This is a genomic window from Pengzhenrongella phosphoraccumulans, assembly GCF_045689905.1.
Classification (GTDB): Bacteria; Actinomycetota; Actinomycetes; order Actinomycetales; family Cellulomonadaceae; genus Pengzhenrongella; species Pengzhenrongella phosphoraccumulans.
In genome coordinates, this window is record NZ_CP144210.1 from 3836410 (window position 1) to 3854367 (window position 17958).

15 protein-coding genes are annotated in these 17958 nt (G+C 71.9%); 8 read left to right on the forward strand and 7 right to left on the reverse strand.

The window, feature by feature from the left end; all coding sequences use genetic code 11:
- Positions 1 to 92 precede the first annotated feature (92 nt).
- The 3 genes from hflX (at position 93) to VTA80_RS17760 (ending at position 4883) form a co-directional block, all read left to right on the forward strand.
- Positions 93 to 1643 (forward strand): GTPase HflX, encoded by a 1551-nt coding sequence (gene hflX / locus VTA80_RS17750; protein WP_407345809.1) that lies wholly within the window; start codon positions 93 to 95, stop codon positions 1641 to 1643.
- A 75-nt stretch (positions 1644 to 1718) separates the two neighbouring features.
- Positions 1719 to 3854, forward strand: coding sequence for an ATP-dependent DNA helicase (locus VTA80_RS17755; protein WP_407342409.1), 2136 nt, complete (start codon positions 1719 to 1721; stop codon positions 3852 to 3854).
- A gap of 24 nt (positions 3855 to 3878) precedes the next feature.
- Entirely contained in the window at positions 3879 to 4883 is a 1005-nt protein-coding gene (locus VTA80_RS17760) for an L-lactate dehydrogenase (RefSeq protein ID WP_407342410.1), read from the forward strand.
- Between the two features lie 33 nt (positions 4884 to 4916).
- On the opposite strand, the gene VTA80_RS17765 is transcribed toward VTA80_RS17760, so the two are convergent.
- Positions 4917 to 5111, reverse strand: a complete 195-nt coding sequence (locus VTA80_RS17765; RefSeq protein WP_407342411.1) for a hypothetical protein — start codon at positions 5109 to 5111, stop codon at positions 4917 to 4919.
- Positions 5112 to 5136: 25 nt separating this feature from the next.
- The gene (lexA, locus tag VTA80_RS17770; protein ID WP_407345810.1) at positions 5137 to 5811 is read right to left on the reverse strand and encodes a transcriptional repressor LexA; all 675 of its coding nucleotides are present in this window, start codon (positions 5809 to 5811) and stop codon (positions 5137 to 5139) included.
- Positions 5812 to 6187: 376 nt separating this feature from the next.
- Here lexA and VTA80_RS17775 point away from each other — a divergent pair, with 376 nt between their 5' ends.
- Together VTA80_RS17775 and nrdR are read left to right on the forward strand one after the other, a co-directional pair.
- Positions 6188 to 6520 carry a LysM peptidoglycan-binding domain-containing protein gene (locus VTA80_RS17775; protein WP_407342412.1) on the forward strand — a complete coding sequence of 111 codons (333 nt, stop codon included), beginning with the start codon at positions 6188 to 6190 and terminating at the stop codon, positions 6518 to 6520.
- A gap of 167 nt (positions 6521 to 6687) precedes the next feature.
- Entirely contained in the window at positions 6688 to 7218 is a 531-nt protein-coding gene (gene nrdR / locus VTA80_RS17780; RefSeq protein ID WP_407342413.1) for a transcriptional regulator NrdR, read from the forward strand.
- Positions 7219 to 7357: 139 nt separating this feature from the next.
- Here nrdR and VTA80_RS17785 read toward each other — a convergent pair whose 3' ends face one another.
- The 3 genes from VTA80_RS17785 to mgrA all read right to left on the reverse strand — a co-directional run bounded on the left by VTA80_RS17785 (position 7358) and on the right by mgrA (position 10561).
- On the reverse strand, positions 7358 to 7594 hold the full coding sequence (locus VTA80_RS17785; RefSeq protein ID WP_130101205.1) for a hypothetical protein: 237 nt from the start codon (positions 7592 to 7594) through the stop codon (positions 7358 to 7360).
- Between the two features lie 69 nt (positions 7595 to 7663).
- Positions 7664 to 9385, reverse strand: a complete 1722-nt coding sequence (locus VTA80_RS17790) for an AMP-binding protein (protein WP_407342414.1) — start codon at positions 9383 to 9385, stop codon at positions 7664 to 7666.
- A gap of 126 nt (positions 9386 to 9511) precedes the next feature.
- Complete coding sequence (mgrA, locus tag VTA80_RS17795; RefSeq protein ID WP_407342415.1) at positions 9512 to 10561, reverse strand: L-glyceraldehyde 3-phosphate reductase; 1050 nt, start codon at positions 10559 to 10561, stop codon at positions 9512 to 9514.
- A 77-nt stretch (positions 10562 to 10638) separates the two neighbouring features.
- Between mgrA and VTA80_RS17800 the strand changes: the two genes are divergently transcribed.
- The gene (locus VTA80_RS17800; RefSeq protein WP_407342416.1) at positions 10639 to 11655 is read left to right on the forward strand and encodes a DUF5302 family protein; all 1017 of its coding nucleotides are present in this window, start codon (positions 10639 to 10641) and stop codon (positions 11653 to 11655) included.
- A 76-nt stretch (positions 11656 to 11731) separates the two neighbouring features.
- On the opposite strand, the gene serA is transcribed toward VTA80_RS17800, so the two are convergent.
- Together serA and VTA80_RS17810 are read right to left on the reverse strand one after the other, a co-directional pair.
- Positions 11732 to 12931 carry a phosphoglycerate dehydrogenase gene (gene serA, locus VTA80_RS17805; RefSeq protein ID WP_407342417.1) on the reverse strand — a complete coding sequence of 400 codons (1200 nt, stop codon included), beginning with the start codon at positions 12929 to 12931 and terminating at the stop codon, positions 11732 to 11734.
- A gap of 122 nt (positions 12932 to 13053) precedes the next feature.
- The gene (locus VTA80_RS17810; RefSeq protein ID WP_407342418.1) at positions 13054 to 15333 is read right to left on the reverse strand and encodes a HelD family protein; all 2280 of its coding nucleotides are present in this window, start codon (positions 15331 to 15333) and stop codon (positions 13054 to 13056) included.
- Between the two features lie 264 nt (positions 15334 to 15597).
- On the opposite strand from VTA80_RS17810, the gene VTA80_RS17815 reads away from it, so the two are divergent.
- Together VTA80_RS17815 and VTA80_RS17820 are read left to right on the forward strand one after the other, a co-directional pair.
- Entirely contained in the window at positions 15598 to 16539 is a 942-nt protein-coding gene (locus VTA80_RS17815; RefSeq protein WP_407342419.1) for a proteasome assembly chaperone family protein, read from the forward strand.
- 49 nt (positions 16540 to 16588) lie between these two features.
- Positions 16589 to 17935, forward strand: coding sequence for a nitrate/nitrite transporter (locus tag VTA80_RS17820; RefSeq protein ID WP_407342420.1), 1347 nt, complete (start codon positions 16589 to 16591; stop codon positions 17933 to 17935).
- Positions 17936 to 17958 lie beyond the last annotated feature (23 nt).

The following is a 17958-nucleotide window of genomic DNA, read 5'->3' on the forward strand; positions in this document are numbered from 1 at the left end:
AATCTGCTCGCTCGCTCCCGTCAGGGCGTGACACCCTGAGGGCAGCACTGCACAGAAAGAGGTAGCACGTGACCCATCCTGAGTCCGGTTCCATGCCCGACGGCGCGTCCGACGTCCCCGACGTCCGCGTCACGACCGGCGGACCGCCGCAGGGTGGCGAGCTCCCGTCCGCGCGCAGCGCGCAGGACGTCGCTGGTGACGTGGTCGCCCGCGTGCTCGCCCGGGCCGGCACGGCGCTCGACGCCGGCGGGACGGTGCACTCGTCCTACGACGGCCAGCAGTTCGACCTCGAGGCGCGCACGTCGCTGCGCCGGGTCGGCGGCCTGTCGACCGAGCTCCAGGACGTCACCGAGGTCGAGTACCGGCAGCTGCGTCTTGAGAAGGTCGTGCTGGTCGGCATCTGGGGGCAGGGCACGGTCCAGGACGCGGAGAACTCGCTCGCCGAGCTGGCGGCGCTCGCCGAGACCGCCGGCTCCGAGGTGCTCGACGGGATGCTCCAGCGTCGCTCGAACCCCGATCCCGGCACGTACCTCGGTTCCGGCAAGGCGGTCGAGCTGGCCGGCATCGTCGCCGCGACGGGTGCCGACACCGTGATCGTCGACGGTGAGCTCGCCCCGTCGCAACGGCGCTCGCTCGAGGACATCGTCAAGGTGAAGGTCGTCGACCGGACCGCCCTGATCCTCGACATCTTCGCCCAGCACGCGAAGTCGCGCGAAGGCAAGGCGCAGGTCGAGCTCGCCCAGCTCGAGTACCTCCTGCCGCGCCTGCGCGGCTGGGGCGAGTCGATGTCTCGACAGGCGGGCGGCCGGGTGGCGGCCGGTGCCGGGATCGGCTCGCGCGGACCTGGTGAGACCAAGATGGAGATCGACCGGCGGCGGATCCGGACGCGGATGGCCAAGCTGCGTCGGGAGATCGTGGCGATGGAGCCGGCCCGGGCGACCAAGCGCTCGTCGCGTCGCCGCAACTCGATCCCGTCGGTGGCGATCACGGGGTACACCAACGCGGGCAAGTCCTCGCTGCTCAACCGGCTGACGGGCGCGGGCGTGCTCGTGGAGAACGCGCTGTTCGCCACGCTCGACCCGACGGTCCGGCGCGCCGAGACCGCCGACGGCCGCATCTACACGCTCACGGACACGGTCGGGTTCGTGCGTTCGCTGCCGCACCAGCTCGTCGAGGCGTTCCGGTCGACTCTCGAGGAGGTCGCCGACTCGGACCTCGTGCTGCACATCGTGGACGCCTCGCACCCCGACCCCGAGGGGCAGATCTCCGCGGTCCGGCACGTGCTGGCCGACATCCCGGGCGCGTTCGACGTGCCTGAGGTGATCATCCTCAACAAGGCCGACATCGCCGATCCTGACGTGATCGCCCGGCTGCGGTCGCAGGAGGTGCACTCGATCGTCGTCTCGGCCCACACCGGTGAAGGCATCGACGAGCTGCTCGCGCTCATCGCCGACCAGCTGCCGCGACCTGGCGTCGCCGTCGACCTCGTGATCCCGTACGACCGTGGCGACCTGGTCAGCCGGGTGCACCGCGACGGTGACATCCAGGCCGAGGAGCACACCGGCGCGGGGACCGCGCTGCGGGCGCGCGTGGACGAGGCGCTGGCGCGAGAGCTCACCGAGGCGGCCGTCCCGACCCCCTAACCGTCGTGACGTTCGCGTGTGCACATCCCGACCCGGCCCGCGGGAACCCGCCGGGCCCCGCACTAGGCTGACGCGGTGCCAGAACCGATTCCGCCGAGAGCGACCGGGGCACCGGTCGAGGAGCTTCTCGACCTCGCCGTGGCCTCTCTGGGCGGCACGCGCCGTGACGGCCAGCACCAGATGGCGCTCGCCGTGGCTGCTGCGATCGGTGCGGGCGAGCACCTGCTCGTCCAGGCCGGCACGGGTACGGGCAAGTCGCTGGGCTACCTGGTCCCGGCCGTGGAGCACGCCGTCCGCGAGGATCAGCGCGTCATCGTGTCGACCGCGACCCTCGCGCTGCAGCGCCAGATCATCACGCACGACCTGCCGCTCGTCGTGACGGCGATCGGACCGCGCCTGCCGCGGCTCCCGCAGGTGGCTGTCCTCAAGGGGTGGCACAACTACCTCTGCGTGCAGAAGGTCGACGGCGGGTTCCCCGCGGACGAGCCCGGCACGCTGTTCGACCTCCCCGGTGACCACGCCGGCGCGGCCGAGCATCCGGCCCCCGCGGAGGGCGCCGGAAAGCGCGCGGCCAACCTGGGTGCCCAGGTCGTCCGGGCCCGCGAGTGGGCTCAGGAGACCGAGTCGGGCGACCGCGACGACCTCGTGCCGGGCGTCACCGATCGGGCCTGGCGGCTGGTCTCGGTCACCTCGATGGAGTGTCTGGGGCCCAAGTGCCCGAAGATCACGGAGTGCTTCCCGAACCGGGCCCGCACCCTGGCCAAGGAAGCAGACGTCGTGGTCACGAACCACGCGATGCTCGGGATCGCGGCCTCCGGCAGCCCGGGGGTGCTGCCCGAGCACGAGGTGCTCATCGTCGACGAGGCGCACGAGCTGACCGACCGGGTCACCGCGCAGGCGACCGCCGACCTGTCCGTCGCGACGATCGAGCACGCCGCCCGGCTGGCACGTCGGCACGGCGGCGTGGGCACGACGGACCTCGACGCGGCGAGCGCGGCGTTCGGGTCAGTGATCGTGGAGCTGCCCGAGGGTCGGTTCCGCGACGGCCTGCCACCCGCGGCCGCGACCGCCGTGGAGGCGATCCGGGACGCGTCCCGGACCTTGCTGACCGCGCTCAAGCCCGCGGGCGCCCCGGCCCAGGCCGCGGCCGACGGCGGTCTGAAGATGGCGGCCTCCGCGATGCTCAACCTGTTCGAGACGGCGGAGCGGATGGCTGCGGGCCCGCCCGCCTCGGGCGGCGACGTGCTCTGGTGCTCGCGTGACGACGACGACGGCGGGGGCCGCCGCGCGAGCGGGATGTCACGCCTGCACGCGGCACCGCTCGCGGTGAACGGGCTGATCCGGACGCACCTGCTCGCGGGCCGCTCCGGGGTGCTGACCTCGGCGACGCTGGCGCTCGGCGGGTCGTTCGTCCCGCTCGCCCGCTCGCTCGGGCTCGACCTCGCGGCGGAGCGGACCGGGGACGCCGTAGCGGCGTCGGTGTCGACTCCGGCGCCGACTGTTGCCCTGGCATCCGGCCATCCGGTTGACGCCGTGCCGACGCCGTGGCGTTCGCTCGATGTCGGCAGCCCGTTCGACTACCCCCACCAGGCGATCCTCTACATCGCCAAGCGGTTGCCGGCACCCGGACGCGAGGCGGCGACCGACGCCCAGCTCGACGAGATCGCGACCCTGATCACGGCGGCGGGTGGGCGCACGCTCGGCCTGTTCTCGTCCCGGCGGGCCGCCACCGCCGTCGCCGAGGCGATGCGGGATCGGCTCGACTTCCCGGTGCTCGCCCAGGGGGACGACCAGCTGCCGACGCTGGTGCGCACGTTCGCCGAGGACCCCGCGACCTGCCTGTTCGGCACGTTGTCGCTCTGGCAGGGTGTCGACGTGCCCGGGTCGTCGTGCCAGCTCGTCCTGATCGACCGCATCCCGTTCCCCCGGCCCGACGACCCCGTGCGCTCGGCGCGGTCGGAAGCCGTCGAGGCGGCGGGCGGGAACGGCTTCATGCAGGTCTCCGCGACGCACGCCGCGCTGCTCCTCGCCCAGGGCGCCGGTCGACTGATCCGCGGCACGGCGGACCGCGGCGTGGTCGCGGTCCTTGACCCACGGCTTGCCACGGCTCGCTACGGCGAGTTCCTGGCCCGTTCACTTCCCGACTTCTGGCGGACGACCGACCGGTCGATCGTCATCGCGGCGCTCGAGCGGCTCGCCGCACTAGCGTGACCCGTTGAGCCATCTGGAGGACCTGTGAGTGAGACCTACGACAGCGACGAGATCGGCTGGGGGAGCGGCCCCCTGCCCGATCGCCGCACCACCAAGCTGGCAGTGGTCGGCGCGGGCGCGGTGGGGGCGACGGTGGCGTACGCGGCCCTCATGCGCGGCGCGGCGCGCACGGTGGCCCTGTACGACATCGACAAGGCCAAGGTCGAGGCCGAGGCGGCCGACCTCGGGCACGGGATCCAGTTCATGCCGATGGCCGAGGTGATCGGGTCGGACGACATCGCCGTGTGCGCCGACGCCGACGTCGTCGTGGTGACCGCCGGGGCGAAGCAGAAGCCCGGGCAGACCCGCCTGGACCTCGCCGAGGCGACGATCGCGCTGACGCGGATGATCCTGCCGCCGCTCGTCGAGCAGGCGCCCAACGCCGTGTTCGTGATGGTGACCAACCCGGTCGACATCGTCACCTACGCGGCACTGAAGATCTCTGGCCTGCCGCGCTCGCAGCTCTTCGGCTCGGGCACCGTCCTGGACTCCTCGCGCCTGCGCTACCTCATCGCGCAGCACACCGGGGTCGCCGTGCAGAACGTGCACGCGTACATGGTCGGCGAGCACGGCGACAGCGAGTTCCCGCTGTGGGAGTCCGCTTCCATCGGCGGGGTTCCCCTGCCGAACTGGCGCGGTACCCGGAGCTCGGGGCCGTTGACGCTCGACGTGCGCGAGCGGATCGCTCGGGACGTCATCGAGTCGGCGTACAAGATCATCGCCGGCAAGGGCGCCACGAACTACGCCGTGGCGCTCGCCGCCTCGCGCATCATCGAGGCGATCCTCAAGGACGAACGGCGGGTGCTGCCGGTCTCGAGCCTGCTCGACGACTACTACGGCATCAGCGACATCTGCCTGTCGGTGCCGACCGTCGTCGGTCGGACCGGGGCCGGGCGAGAGCTCGAGGTCCCGATGTCTCCGGACGAACTCGCGCACCTGCGGACCTCAGCGGAGGCCCTCAAGACGGTCGCGCGCCGGTTCGGCTTCTGACGCCGGTCGGGTGAGCCCGCGGCGAGACCCGGGTCAGGCCTCGCCCGACGACGACCGCAGCGCTCGGACCAGCTCGTCCTTGCGCAGCCGGGATCGGCCGACGATCCCGGCTGCGGCCGCGCGCCGGCGCAGCTCGGCGAGCGAGCAGTCCTCGAGCCGACCTGCGGGCTCGCACTGAAGCGCCTCGGCGAGCCGGTCGGCTGTTGCCGACGGTCCGGGGTCGCGCATCCGCCCGGGCATCAGTACGCCCCCGTCACAGCTTGCGCAGCACGCTGACGACGCGACCCAGGACCTGCGCCTCGTCGCCGTTGATCGGGGAGTAGGCCGGGTTGTGCGGCAGGAGCCACAGGTGCCCGTCCGTGCGCTTGAAGGTCTTGACGGTCGCCTCGCCGTCGATCATGGCCGCGACGATCTCGCCGTTCTCCGCGATCGGCTGGCGGCGGACGACGACCCAGTCGCCGTCGCAGATCGCGGCGTCGATCATCGAGTCCCCGGCCACGCGGAGCAGGAACAGGTCACCGTCACCGACCAGCTGGCGCGGGAGCGGGAAGACGTCCTCCACGACCTGCTCGGCCAGGATCGGTCCGCCGGCGGCGATCCGTCCGACCACCGGGACGTAGGACGGCGTGGGCGAGCCGTCCTGCGCTGCGAGGTGCTCCTCGCCGAAGCTGCTCGCCGGCGACCCGGTGCTCGGCTGCAGCCGCTGGATCGGTCGTGAGTCGTCCGGGTGCATCACCTCGATGGCGCGCGGCCGGTTCGGGTCGCGCCGCAGATACCCCTTGCGCTCGAGCGCGGTGAGCTGGTGCTTGACGCTCGACGGGCTGGTCAGGCCGACCGCCTCGCCGATCTCCCGCATGGTGGGCGGGTAGCCGCGGTGGGCGACCGATGACCGGATGGTCTCGAGGACCAGCCGCTGGCGCGCGGTCAACCCGTCGCTGTCCGGCGCACTGTCCGGGAGCGCGTGGACCGACGCGAGGGCGGCGCGCGTCTTTCGCGTCGCTGGCGGGTCCGGGGGACCGCCGGGGGTGTTCGTGTCTGTGGCCACGGTTCTCCTCCTCCTGTTCGAGTCCACCCTCGACGCTCGACCGAGCGTGTGGGTGGCTCGTGGTGCGCTTGCTCTGGCGTACACACAGCCTAGAAGAACAAGGCCGCGCTTTCAAACATCTGTTCGAGCGTGTCTCGACAACCGTCGGTGCTTCGTGCTAGACATCGTACAGACGTTCGACGCACAGGTGTTCGACGCACAGGTGTTCGACTCGGGTCACGGAGACCCAGGTCGCGGGCTATTCGAGAGGAGCACGGACATGAGCGCAGCAACGGTCCACCCGCAGGGGATGTCGGGATCAGGCACTCTGACGCTGACGACGCGGGGGCGTCGGGTGGTCGCCGCCGGTGCCGTCGCACTTGCGCTCGCCGGGGTGCTCGTCGGCGGCCGGGCGGTGGCCGGTTCGCCGGCCGAGGCCGTCCCGGTGGACACGTATACGGTCGCCGCGGGGGAGAGCCTGTGGGCGATCGCCACGGCCTACACGGCCCCGAACGACGACGTTCGCGACACCGTCGGCGCTCTCGTCGCGTTGAACGGCCTGGCTGGGGCGGGTCTGCGGGCCGGGCAGCAGATCCTGGTCCCGGCAGGCTGACCGCCATCTGCCGCGGCCGGGGCACGTGCCGCGGCCGAAGCCACCTTGCGTCTGGGCGCGCGGACCTCTAGGTTTTGGCCCAGATACCGTGGCCGAGGGTCGCCGCGCGCCCGAGGAGTTCTTCGCCGAGCGCCGACCCCGGCGCAAACCAGGACCGGAGGCTCGGCGTGCACTGTCCGTTCTGCCACCACTCTGACTCGCGGGTGGTGGACTCCCGGACGTCGGATGACGGCTCGTCGATCCGCCGCCGGCGCCAGTGCCCGCAGTGCAACCGACGGTTCACCACCGTCGAGACGGCGAGCCTGTCGGTCGTGAAGCGCTCGGGTGCGACGGAGCCGTTCAGCCGCGAGAAGATCATCAACGGTGTCCGCAAGGCGTGCCAGGGCCGGCCGGTGAACGAGGACGACCTCGCGCTGCTCGCGCAGCGGGTCGAGGAGAACATTCGGAGCACCGGCAGCGCCGAGCTGGACGCCTACGAGATCGGGTTGACGATCCTCGGGCCGCTGCGCGACCTCGACGAGGTGGCCTACCTGCGGTTCGCGAGCGTCTACCAGGGATTCAACTCGCTCGAGGACTTCGAGGCGGCGATCACGTTGCTGCGCGCCGAGCACGAGGCTGCGGCGCTGGCAGAGTCCGATTCCGAGGAGCAGCCCGACCGGGGATCGCTCCACGGCGAGTCGACCCCGACCGCTCCCTAGCGCACGGGAAACGGTCCGGGGTCTGGGCGCGGTTCACAGACAGCGTCGTTCACAGACAGCGTCGTTCACAGACAGTGCCGTTCACAGACAGCGTCGATCACGGGGTCGCGAGAACGCGGCGGCCACGATCAGGGTCGGGTCAGAGCCGTTCGAGCTTGGCGCTGTCGAGCGCGACGCGGCGGCGGTCACCCGCGCCGAAGTCGACGATGACGGCGCGATCGCCGTCAAGGGCGACGACTCGACCGAGCCCGTGTCGCTCGTGCGAGACGCGGGCCCCGACGGGGATCGGCTTGATTGCCGCAGCTGCCGCCTCTCGGGCGGCGTTGAACGGACTGTTGGGCAGGTGCCGGCGTCTACCGGTGGGCTGGGAGGACATTACTACCATCATCCTCCTGTTCGAGGGGGTGCGGAACCAGCAACGCGGGTGGTATCAGAGCAAACCGCCTCATGCGGACGCGCTGTCGTGGGTCGCGATCAGCTCTTCCCGCACGACGCGGCGCAGCACCTTGCCGATCGCGGACCGCGGCAGGTCCGGGAGCACGACCAGCTGGCGGGGGATCGCGTACCGGGCCAGGCGCTTCTCGCACCAGGCCCGAACCGTGGCCAGGTCGACGGCGCTCGCCTCTGGCCCGTCGGCGTCGAGGACGACCGCGGCTACGACCCGCTCGCCCTGCTCGCCGGCCGGCACGCCGACGACGGCGACATCGACGATCCCCGGCATCTGGCGGATCAGGTCCTCGACCTGCGACGGGTAGACCTTGAAGCCGCCGGTGATGATCATCTCCTTGGTGCGATCGACCAGGGTGAGGGAGCCGGCGGCGTCGGCCACGACGACGTCTCCGGTGCGGAGCCAGCCACCCGGGAGCAGGACGGCTGTGGTCTCGTCAGGTCGGCCCCAGTAGCCGGCGAACACCTGCGGTCCACGGATGAGCAGCTCGCCGCGCTCGTCCTGCGGGGCGTCGCGGGTCGGGTCGTCGACGTCGACGATCCGGATCTCCGTGCTGGGGAAGGGCAGTCCCAGGGTGCCCGGGCGACGGTCGACCGAGCACGGGTTGCCCACCGCGAGGGGGGACGTCTCCGTCATTCCGTAGCCCTCGATGAGCAGTCCGCCCGTGCGCTCCTCCCACCGGGCCGCGGTGGCGGCCGAGATGGGCATGGCGCCGGCGAACGCGACCCGGACCGTGCTCAGGTCGGCGTCCCGATCGGTCGCCATGGCCGCGATGCGGTCGAACATCGGCGCGACACCGGCCATGAAGGTGGCCGGGAGGCGCTTCTGGGCGGTCAGGACCGCCGAGGGGGCGAACTTCGGGAACGCGACCATGGTGGCGGCGATCCGGACGCTGAAGGTCATGCAGAGCGTGAGCCCGAACGCGTGGAAGAACGGCAGGATCCCGTAGACGGTCTCCGCGCCCTGGCGCATGTTGGTCCACGCGTCGGCCTGGACGGCGTTCGCGACGAGGTTGCGGTGCGTGAGGATCGCACCCTTGGGCGTTCCGGTCGTCCCGCCGGTGTACTGCAAGAGCGCGACGTCGCTCGACGCCGGGAAGGGATGGTCGGCCGCGATCGGCTTGGCCTGGCGCAGGAGGTGGTGCCAGCTGAGGCAGCCGGCGGGCACCGGTCCCTGCAGCTGGGAGCGCAGCGTGCGCGCCTTGGCCACGGGCAGCCGCAGGAGGAACTGCTTGGTGAACGGCATGTCGGCGGCGAGGTCGACGACGACCACGGCGCGGACCGCGGTGCGGTCCTGCACGGCCTTGACGGTGGGGGCGGTCTTCTGCCAGCAGACGACGACGACGGCGCCCGAGTCGATCAGCTGGTGGGCGAGCTCGTCCGCGCTGTAGACGGGATTGTGCTCCACGACGATGGCTCCGAGGCGGAGCACCGCGTAGAACGCGACCACGTGCGAGGTGCAGTTGGGCAGCGCGATGGCGACCCGGTCTCCAGCCACGACACCGAGGTCCCGCAGTGCGCCGGCGGCCCGGTCGACGTCCCGAGCGAGCCCGCGGTAGCTCAGTCCGCGCCCGAGGAAGTCGATCGCGGTCCTGCTGCCGAAGTTCTCGGCGGCTCGCGTCAGAGCAGCCGTGAGGGGCTCATCGGGCACGACCACATCGGCCGGCACATCAGGGGAGTAGGAAGCCAGCCACGGGCGGTCCGCCAGAGTAGGAGTCACCCTTCGAGAATAACCTACGCACCCGTAAGTTACTAGACAGTAACTTACGGGTGCGTACCGGATCGTCCGGGTATCGACCCCTCGGCTGCGCGGTCCGGCCGCGCGATCGCTGGTCCGGGGCCCGGGCTACAGGTCGCTCGACCGCGCTGCCCAGATGTTGACCCCGGCATCGATCGCGTGGACCTCGATCGCGGCGAGCTCGTCGGCGTCGAGGTCGAGCCGGTCGAGCGCGGCGAGGTTCTCGTCGAGCTGGGCGACGCTGCTCGCCCCCAGGAGGGCCGAGGTGACGCGCGGATCCCGCAGCGCCCACGCGATGGCAAGCTGGGCGAGGGACTGACCGCGGGTTGCGGCGATGTCGGCGAGGGCGCGGATGTGCCCGAGGTTCTCGGCCGTGAGGAAGTTCTGGCTGAGCGACCCGCCGCGGGCGGCCCGCGAACCGGCCGGCACCCCGCCCAGGTACTTCGACGTGAGCATCCCCTGGGCGAGCGGAGAGAACACGATCGTGCCGAGGCCGGCCTCGCCCAGGACGTCCAGGAGGCTCTGGCCGTCCGCGTCGGCGTCCGGGCGCTCGACCCAGCGGTTGAGCATCGAGTAGGACGGCTGGTGGATCGTCAGGGTCAGCCCGATCGACCGGGCCACCTCGAGCGCCTCGAGCGTGCGGTGGGCGTTGTAGGAGGAGATGCCGGCGTAGAGCGCGCGGCCGGAGTCGACGGCCGTCTTGAGTGCTCCCATGGTCTCGGTCAGCGGCGTGCTGGGATCGAAGCGGTGGCTGTAGAAGATGTCGACGTAGTCCAGCCCCATGCGGGCCAACGACTGGTCCAGCGACGCGAGCAGGTACTTGCGCGAGCCGCCCACCCCGTACGGGCCGGGCCACATGTCGTAGCCGGCCTTGGTCGAGATCACGAGCTCGTCCCGGTACGGCGTGAGGTCGCTCGCCATGATCCGGCCGAAGTTCTCCTCGGTGGACCCGGGCGGAGGGCCGTAGTTGTTCGCGAGGTCCAGGTGGGTGATGCCCCGGTCGAACGCGTGCAGGATGATCTCGCGCTGGCGGTCGAGCCCGTTCGCGGCCCCGAAGTTCTGCCAGAGCCCCAGCGAGATCGTGGGCAGGTCCAGCCCGCTCCGGCCGGTGCGGCGATAGGGCATGGTCGAGTAGCGGTCGTCGTCGGCAAGGTGCATGGGCCCGACCGTACGCCAGCGGGCAGGTGCCGACCGCCGGGCGGGGTGCGCCTGGCCGCGCCGTTACGCTGGTCGGTGTGCTGATCCCCGCGCCCGTCGAAGCTGCGCCTGTGGTGGCGCCTTTCGACGCTGTCCTGTTCGACCTGGACGGCACACTCACCGATCCCGAGGTCGGGATCACCGGGTCCTACCGGTACGCGCTCGAGGCCATCGGCCGGCCGGCCGATCCCGAGGCCGACCTCCGCTGGGTGATCGGGCCGCCGCTGCGGGAGAACTTCACGCTCCTGGGCGTGCCGAGCTCCCAGATGCCGGCTGCCGAGGCCGCGTACCGCCAGCGGCACCTCGATGTCGGGCTGTACGAGGCGGACCTCGTGCCCGGCATGGCCGAGCTCGTCCGCAGCCTCGACGCCGCCGGGGTGCTCGTCGCACTGGCCACCGCGAAGCCGGAGCTCGAGGGTGCGTTGACCCTCGCGCACTTCGGCCTGGAGTCGTCCTTCGCCGTCATCGGCGGCAACACCGACGACGGGAGCCTGACGAAGGCGGACGTCGTGGCGGGCGCGCTGCGCCTGCTCGGGAACCCGGATCCGGGGCGCGTCGCCATGGTGGGGGACAGACGCCACGACATCGAGGGGGCCGCCGCGAACGGCGTCACGTCAGTCGGCGTAGCGTGGGGATTCGCCGCCGATGGCGAGCTGCTAGCTGCCGGCGCGGACCATGTCGTGTCGTCGGTCGCCGAGCTCGGCCGGCTGCTCTCGTTGCCGGGCACCTCGAGCGATCCCACCTCCCGCACGCGCGGGACCAGCCGTATGTCACCGACCACCGGCACCGACCAGGTGCAGGGAAATGGCCGCACCACCGCGGTCGGCACGACTCAAGAAGGAGGCACCCGGATGTCGCAGCAGGAAAACGAGGACGCCGCAGCAGACGGTGGCGTGAGCGAGGACGCCAAGGCGAAGTTCCGCGAGGCGCTCGACCGGAAGAAGGCCGGGCAGCACAAGACGGCCGACGGCCAGAGCAACACGGGCCACGTGCACGGCTCGGAGACCTCCGGGCCCGTGCAGCGCACGTTCCGTCGTCGGGCCGGCTCGGCCTGATCAGACCGATCGAGCAGCACCTCACGGGGCTCCGGCGCGGCGCTTGCCGCACCGGAGCCCCGCGTTGTGTCTGCCGTCAGGAGAGCAGACGCAGGCGCACCGTCTGGGGCATCTGCTTCAGCGCCTCGGCGGCCTCGTCGTCGATCTGGGCGCTGACGTCGGTGACGACGTAGCCGAGCTCACCGCGGGTCGCGAGCATCTGACCTTCGATGTTGACCCCGTGGTTCGCGAGCACCGCGTTCATCGCGGCGAGCACGCCGGGGGTGTTGCGGTGCAGGTGGGCGAGCCGGTGGATGCCGGTGGTCTGCTCGAGGGCGAGGTTCGGGACGTTGACGCTGAGCGTCGTGGTCCCGGTGGCGAGGTAGTCCCGCAGCTTGTTCGACACGAACTGGCCGATGGCCTCCTGGGCCTCCTCGGTCGAGCCGCCCGTGTGGGGCGTGAGGATGACGTTCGGCAGGCCGCGCAGCTCGGACTCGAACGCGTCCCCGCGCCGCTTGGGCTCCACCGGGAACACGTCGACCGCGGCACCGGCCACGTGCCCGGACTCGATCGCCTCCGCGAGCGCCGCGTAGTCGACGACGAACCCGCGCGAGAGGTTGAGGAACACGGCGCCGGGCCGCATGCGGGCGAACTGCTTGGCTCCGAACAGGCCGGCGTTGCCGTCACGACCGTCCACGTGCAGCGTGACGATGTCGGCGGCGTCGAGCAGCTCGTCGAGCGTCTCCATCCGCTGGGCGTTGCCCAGCGCGAGCTTCTCGGCGGTGTCGTAGAACACGACGGTCATGCCGAGGTTCTCGGCGAGGACGGACAGCTGCGTGCCGATGTTGCCGTAGCCGATGATCCCGAGCGTGCGGCCCCGGATCTCGTGCGCACCCTCGGACGTCTTGTCCCAGACGCCGGCGTGCATCGACTTGTCGAGCACGGTCAGGCGGCGCGTGAGGGCGATCATGTCGGCGAGCGCGACCTCGACGACCGACCGGGTGTTCGAGAACGGCGCGTTGAACGCGGCCACCCCCCGCTTCGCGGCGGCGGCGAGATTGATCTGGTTGGTGCCGATGCAGTAGGCGCCGACGGCGATCAGGTCGGGCGCCGCGGCGAGCACCTTCTCGGTGACGTGGGTCTTGGACCGGATTCCCAGCAGGTGCACGCCCGCAAGGGCGTCGATGAGCTCGGACTCGTCGAGCGCACCGGTGCGCGTGATCACCTCGATGCCCTGTGCGGCCAGGATCGACTTGGCGAACGGGTGGAGGTTTTCGAGGAGCAGGGCGCGGAGCACGTCCCCTATGGTGCCCCCGCGGGCGCGCTCAGCCAAGTGAGTCCCGGCCCTCGGACGGTGGACGCCGCAGGTCGCAGGCGTGCGTGCGACCTGCTCCGGAGCGCGCCGGACGCCCGGTCGGGTCAGAACAGCCGGTCGTTCGGGCCGGTGGTCGTGAACCCGTCCGGGAGCTCATCGTGATGCACGACACGCAGCTGCCGGGTGGGGCGGGTCATCGCCACGTAGAGATCCCCGGCGCTCGCGGCCCCCACCTCCGACGGCTCCACGAGCACCACGACGTCGAACTCGAGCCCCTTGGCCTCGCGCGGTGTGAGCAGGATCAGCGGCGCGTCGAGGACCGCTGCCCCCGAGCCGAGGGAGTCGTCCAGCCCCGCGTCCCGGAGCGCCTCGCGCACGGCCAAGATCCGATCGCCGGGCGCGATGATGGCGACCCGGCCGCCCTCCGCGCCGTGGTCCAGGCCGGCGAGCGCGATGCGGGCGTGGCGGGCGACCTCGGCGGCGACCGCGGCGTCGTCGGGCACGTGCTCGATCACCAGGGCGTCGTCGACCTCGCGCGCCGAGGTCAGCGAGCTCACCGGCAGGTGCGCGGCGCGGGCCACGCGTTGGGCGGCGTCGGCCACGACGGCCGGGGTGCGGTAGTTGACCGTCAGCTCCGTCAGGCGCCAGGCCCCGCGCAGGAGCGGGTTGAGCATGCTCGCCCAGGAGTGGGCGCCGGTCGCGGTCGACGTCTGGGCGACGTCACCGACGATGGTCATCGACCGGCTCGGGACCCGGCGCAGCAGCATCCGCCACGCCATCGCAGAGAGCTCTTGCGCCTCGTCCACCACGACGTGCGCATAGGTCCAGCTCCGATCGGCGGCGGCCCTTTCCGCTGTCGTCAGGCGGGGTCCGGTGTTGGCGAAGCGGTCGGCGAGCAGCTCGGCCGAGACCAGGCCCTCGTTGCCCGACGACGCCAGCACGCGCCGCGCGTAGTCCAGCTCGGCCGTGCGGTTCGCGGCGTCCGCCCGGGCCTGGATCCGACCTGCCTGGTCGTCCTCGCCGAGCAGCTCGGCGGCCTCGTCCAGGAGCGGGACGTCCGCCGGGGTCCACGGGGCGCCGGGCCCGCGGGCGAGCAGTGCCCGTTCGGTCCGGGTCAGGCCGGGCGCCGCGGCGGCGAGCCGGGCCGGTCGGGTGAACAGGTCCTCGATCAGCTTCTGCGGGGTCAGGGGCATCCACGCGAGGTTGAGCGCGATCCGGATGCCGCGATCGGACCGGAGCTCCTCGAGCACGTCGCCCCGTTCGTCGGCCGCCAGGGAGTACCCCAGCTGGGCGATGTACTGGTCCGCGAGGCGCGAGAGCATCTCGCGGACGAACGTGACGCGCGCGAGGTTGTGCGGTCGGTGGTTGCGGCGCGCCCGGACGATCGCCTCGGTCACGTCGTGCCGGGTGATCACCACGGTGGCCCCGTCGATGCGGAACTCCTCGTCGCGCGCGGGAACCCGCTGGCGCTGACGGACGGCGCGCGCGATCACGGCGGCGAACTCGGCCCGCCCCTTGATCTCGGCGACCGCCTCCGCCTCGACGCCGGCGGCCTCCAGACGCGGGTAGAGCTCGGCGATCGTCGTGGTGACGACGCCGGTCTCGCCGAGCGAGGGCAGGACCTGGTCGATGTACCGCAGGAAGACCCGGCTCGGCCCGATCAGCAGCACCCCGGACCGTTCGAGCAGGCGGCGGTGGGAGTACAGCAGGTAGGCGGCGCGGTGCAGTGCCACGGCGGTCTTGCCCGTGCCGGGACCGCCCTGCACGACGAGCGCGCCGGAGAGCTCTGCGCGGATGATGGCGTCCTGCTCGGCCTGGATGGTCGCGACGATGTCGCCCATCCGACCGGTCCGACCGACCGCGAGGGCCGCGAGGAGCGCCCCCTCACCGGTCAGCCCGGAGAGGTGCTCGGCGACCTGGTCGGCGTCGGCCGTGCCGATGGATTCGAGGTCGAGCACCTCGTCCTCGATGCCGGTCACGGAGCGTCCGCGGGTGATCAGGTGACGGCGTCGCACGACGCCGTCGGAGTGGGCGGCTGTCGCGCGGTAGAACGCCTGGGCTGCGGGCGCTCGCCAGTCGGTGAGCAGTGAGGAGTGGTCGGCGTCGGTCAGGCCGATCCGGCCGATGTAGCGCTGGTCGCCGTCGTCCAGGTCGAGCCGCCCGAACGCCAGGCGGTCCTCGACGGCCTCGAGCTGGGCGATCCGGTCCTCGTAGAGCGTGGCGAACGCGTCGCGCTCGCTGCGATTCTGCGGGGAGCCGGACGGGCCTTCGCGGCGGACCTCGCGCAAGCGTTCCCGGGTCTGGGAGCGCAACGCGTCGAGCCGGTGGTACAGCCGGTCGACGGTGTCCTGCTCGCCGCGCAGCTCGGACTCTCGTCCCGCCATGTGCCTGAACTCCTGCCCACCTGCGTTCGCGGCCTGAAAAGACCGTCCGCCCATCTGGGCGGCGTCCATTATCCGCTCTCGTGGGCGGCCCGCGCACCTCAATCGCTCGCCGCCGTAGGATTTGCCGGTCCGACGCCGGCGGGTGGGCGCCGCGACGGGGAAGTATCCGCCGGTGTGTGGCGTTACCCCAGAGGTCCGCCGGGTGTGCGCACGCCATCGAGCGCCGCGTTCACCGTAGGTCGCTGACGGAACGGAAGAGGAACCATGCTGGATCCGAGCGAGATCTACGACGTCGAGCCCGACGCCGCCGAACTGCTGATCGCCGCAGGTACGGGGCTGACCCACACGGGTCCGGTCCTCGTGCACGCCGTGCGCGGCTTCGTGGACGCGGGCAGTGCCGGTCAGCTGGCCGCCACCCACCTCGCCAGCGAGCTGCGCACCACGCGGCTTGCCACGTTCGACGTCGACCAGCTGCTCGACTACCGCTCCCGGCGCCCCACCATGACGTTCGACTCCACCACCTGGAGCGCCTACGCCGAGCCCGAGCTCGTGCTCGACCTCGTCGAGGACGCGGGCGGGGTCCCGTTCCTGCTCCTGCACGGCCTCGAGCCCGACATCCAGTGGGAGCGGTACGCGGCCGCCGTCCGCCAGCTGGTGGAGCGTTTCGACGTCCCGCTCACCATCGGGATCCATGGCATCCCCATGGGGGTGCCGCACACGCGGCCGCTCTCGGTGACCGCGCACGGCACCCGGGCCGAGCTCATCGCCGACCACACGTCGTGGTTCGGCTCCGTCCAGGTCCCGGCCAGCGCGAGCGCCCTGCTCGAGTTCCGCCTCGGCGAGTCGGGGCACGACGCGATGGGGTTCGCGGTGCACGTGCCGCACTACCTTGCGCAGTCGCCCTTCCCCCAGGCGAGCATGACGGCGCTCGAGAACCTCCAGCGCGCGACAGGGCTGGACCTGAAGGTGTCGTCACTGACCGACGCGGCTCGCGACGCGACCGAGGAGATCGAACGGCAGGTGGAGGCCTCGCCCGAGGTGAGCGCCGTCGTCCGAGCCCTCGAAGAGCAGTACGACAGCTTTGCGCACGCGATCGGGCGGACGAACCTGCTCGCGGACACGTCCGAGATCCCGACCGCGGACGAGCTCGGCGCGGAGTTCGAGCGGTTCCTTGCGCAGCAGGGCGGGGACGGCGCGGGGCACTGACCGCTCGTGCAGCACTGATTCCCCTTCGCGGCACGGGAGAATGACAGCCGTGCCCACGCCCGCTCTGACCGTCGAACCTGCTCCGGCGCGTACGACGGCGTCGACGCGGCGTGCATACGTCGTCTGGGGCGCGGCGGTCCTGGCCTACGTGGTGGCCGTGCTGGACCGGTCGTCGCTCGGGGTGGCGGGTCTCCAGGCCGGCGAGCGGTTCGGGGCGAGCGCCGCCGTCCTGTCCCTGTTCGTCGTCGTCCAGCTCGCGGTGTACGCCGGGCTCCAGCTTCCGGTCGGGCTCGTGCTCGACCGTGTCGGGCCGCGCCGGATGATCGCGACCGGCGCCGTGCTGATGGCGCTCGGGCAGCTCACGCTCGCGGTCGTGACCACCATCGGGCCGGCCGTGGGCGCACGCGCCCTGGTCGGGGCCGGCGACGCGCTGACGTTCGTCTCGGTCGTTCGCCTGATCCCCTCGTGGTTCCCGCCGCGGCAGGTGCCGCTCCTCACCCAGCTCACGGGGATCCTGGGCCAGCTGGGCCAGGTGCTCTCGGCCGTTCCGTTCGTCCTGCTCCTGCACGGTCCGGGATGGCCGACGGCGTTCGGGTCGGCCGCCGCGCTCGGCGCCGTCATGGTCGTCGCTGTCCTGGCCCTCGTGCGGGACACACCAGGGTCGAGCCCGGGATCGCGCCACCCCCGCGTGGCGCCCGCCGGGGTCTCGCTCGCGCCCGAGCCGTCGCGCCTGCGTGCGACGCTCACGGAGCCCGGCACCTGGCTCGGGTACTGGACCCACTTCGTGTCGCAGTTCTCGGGCACCACGATCATCCTGCTGTGGGGCTTCCCCTTCCTCGTGCAGGGGCAGGGGCGCACGACGGCCGAGGCGAGCGCGCTGTTCACGGTCAACGTCCTCGCGGCGATCCTCGCGGGCCCGTTGATCGGCGAGTTCACCGCGCGGTGGCCGGGACGACGCGTGGGGTTCGTGGTCGGGGTCAGTGTGGCGACCGCCGCGGTGTGGGTCCTGATCCTCGCCCCGGCCGGGCCACGACCGCTATGGGCCCTGACGGTCTTCATGGTGGTCATCGCCATCGGCGGTCCGACGTCGCTGATCAGCTTCGACTTCGCGCGCAGCCATCACCCGCCCGAACGGCTCGGAACCGCGTCGGGGTTCATCAACGCGGGGGGTTTCGTGGCGTCGCTGGCCACGATGGGCGGGATCGGGCTGGTCCTCGACGCGGTGGGCTCGGGGTCGGCGGGGGAGTACTCCCTCGATGAGTACCGGCTCGCGTTGTCGGTCGTCGTGATCCCGTGGGTGGTCGGCATGGTCGGCCTGGGCGTCAGCGCACGCGCGACGCGGGCGCGGACTGGTGCCAGGGCGCATGGTCACCAGGAGCCCGAATCCATGGCGTGACCGGGGCCATCGTGAGACGATCT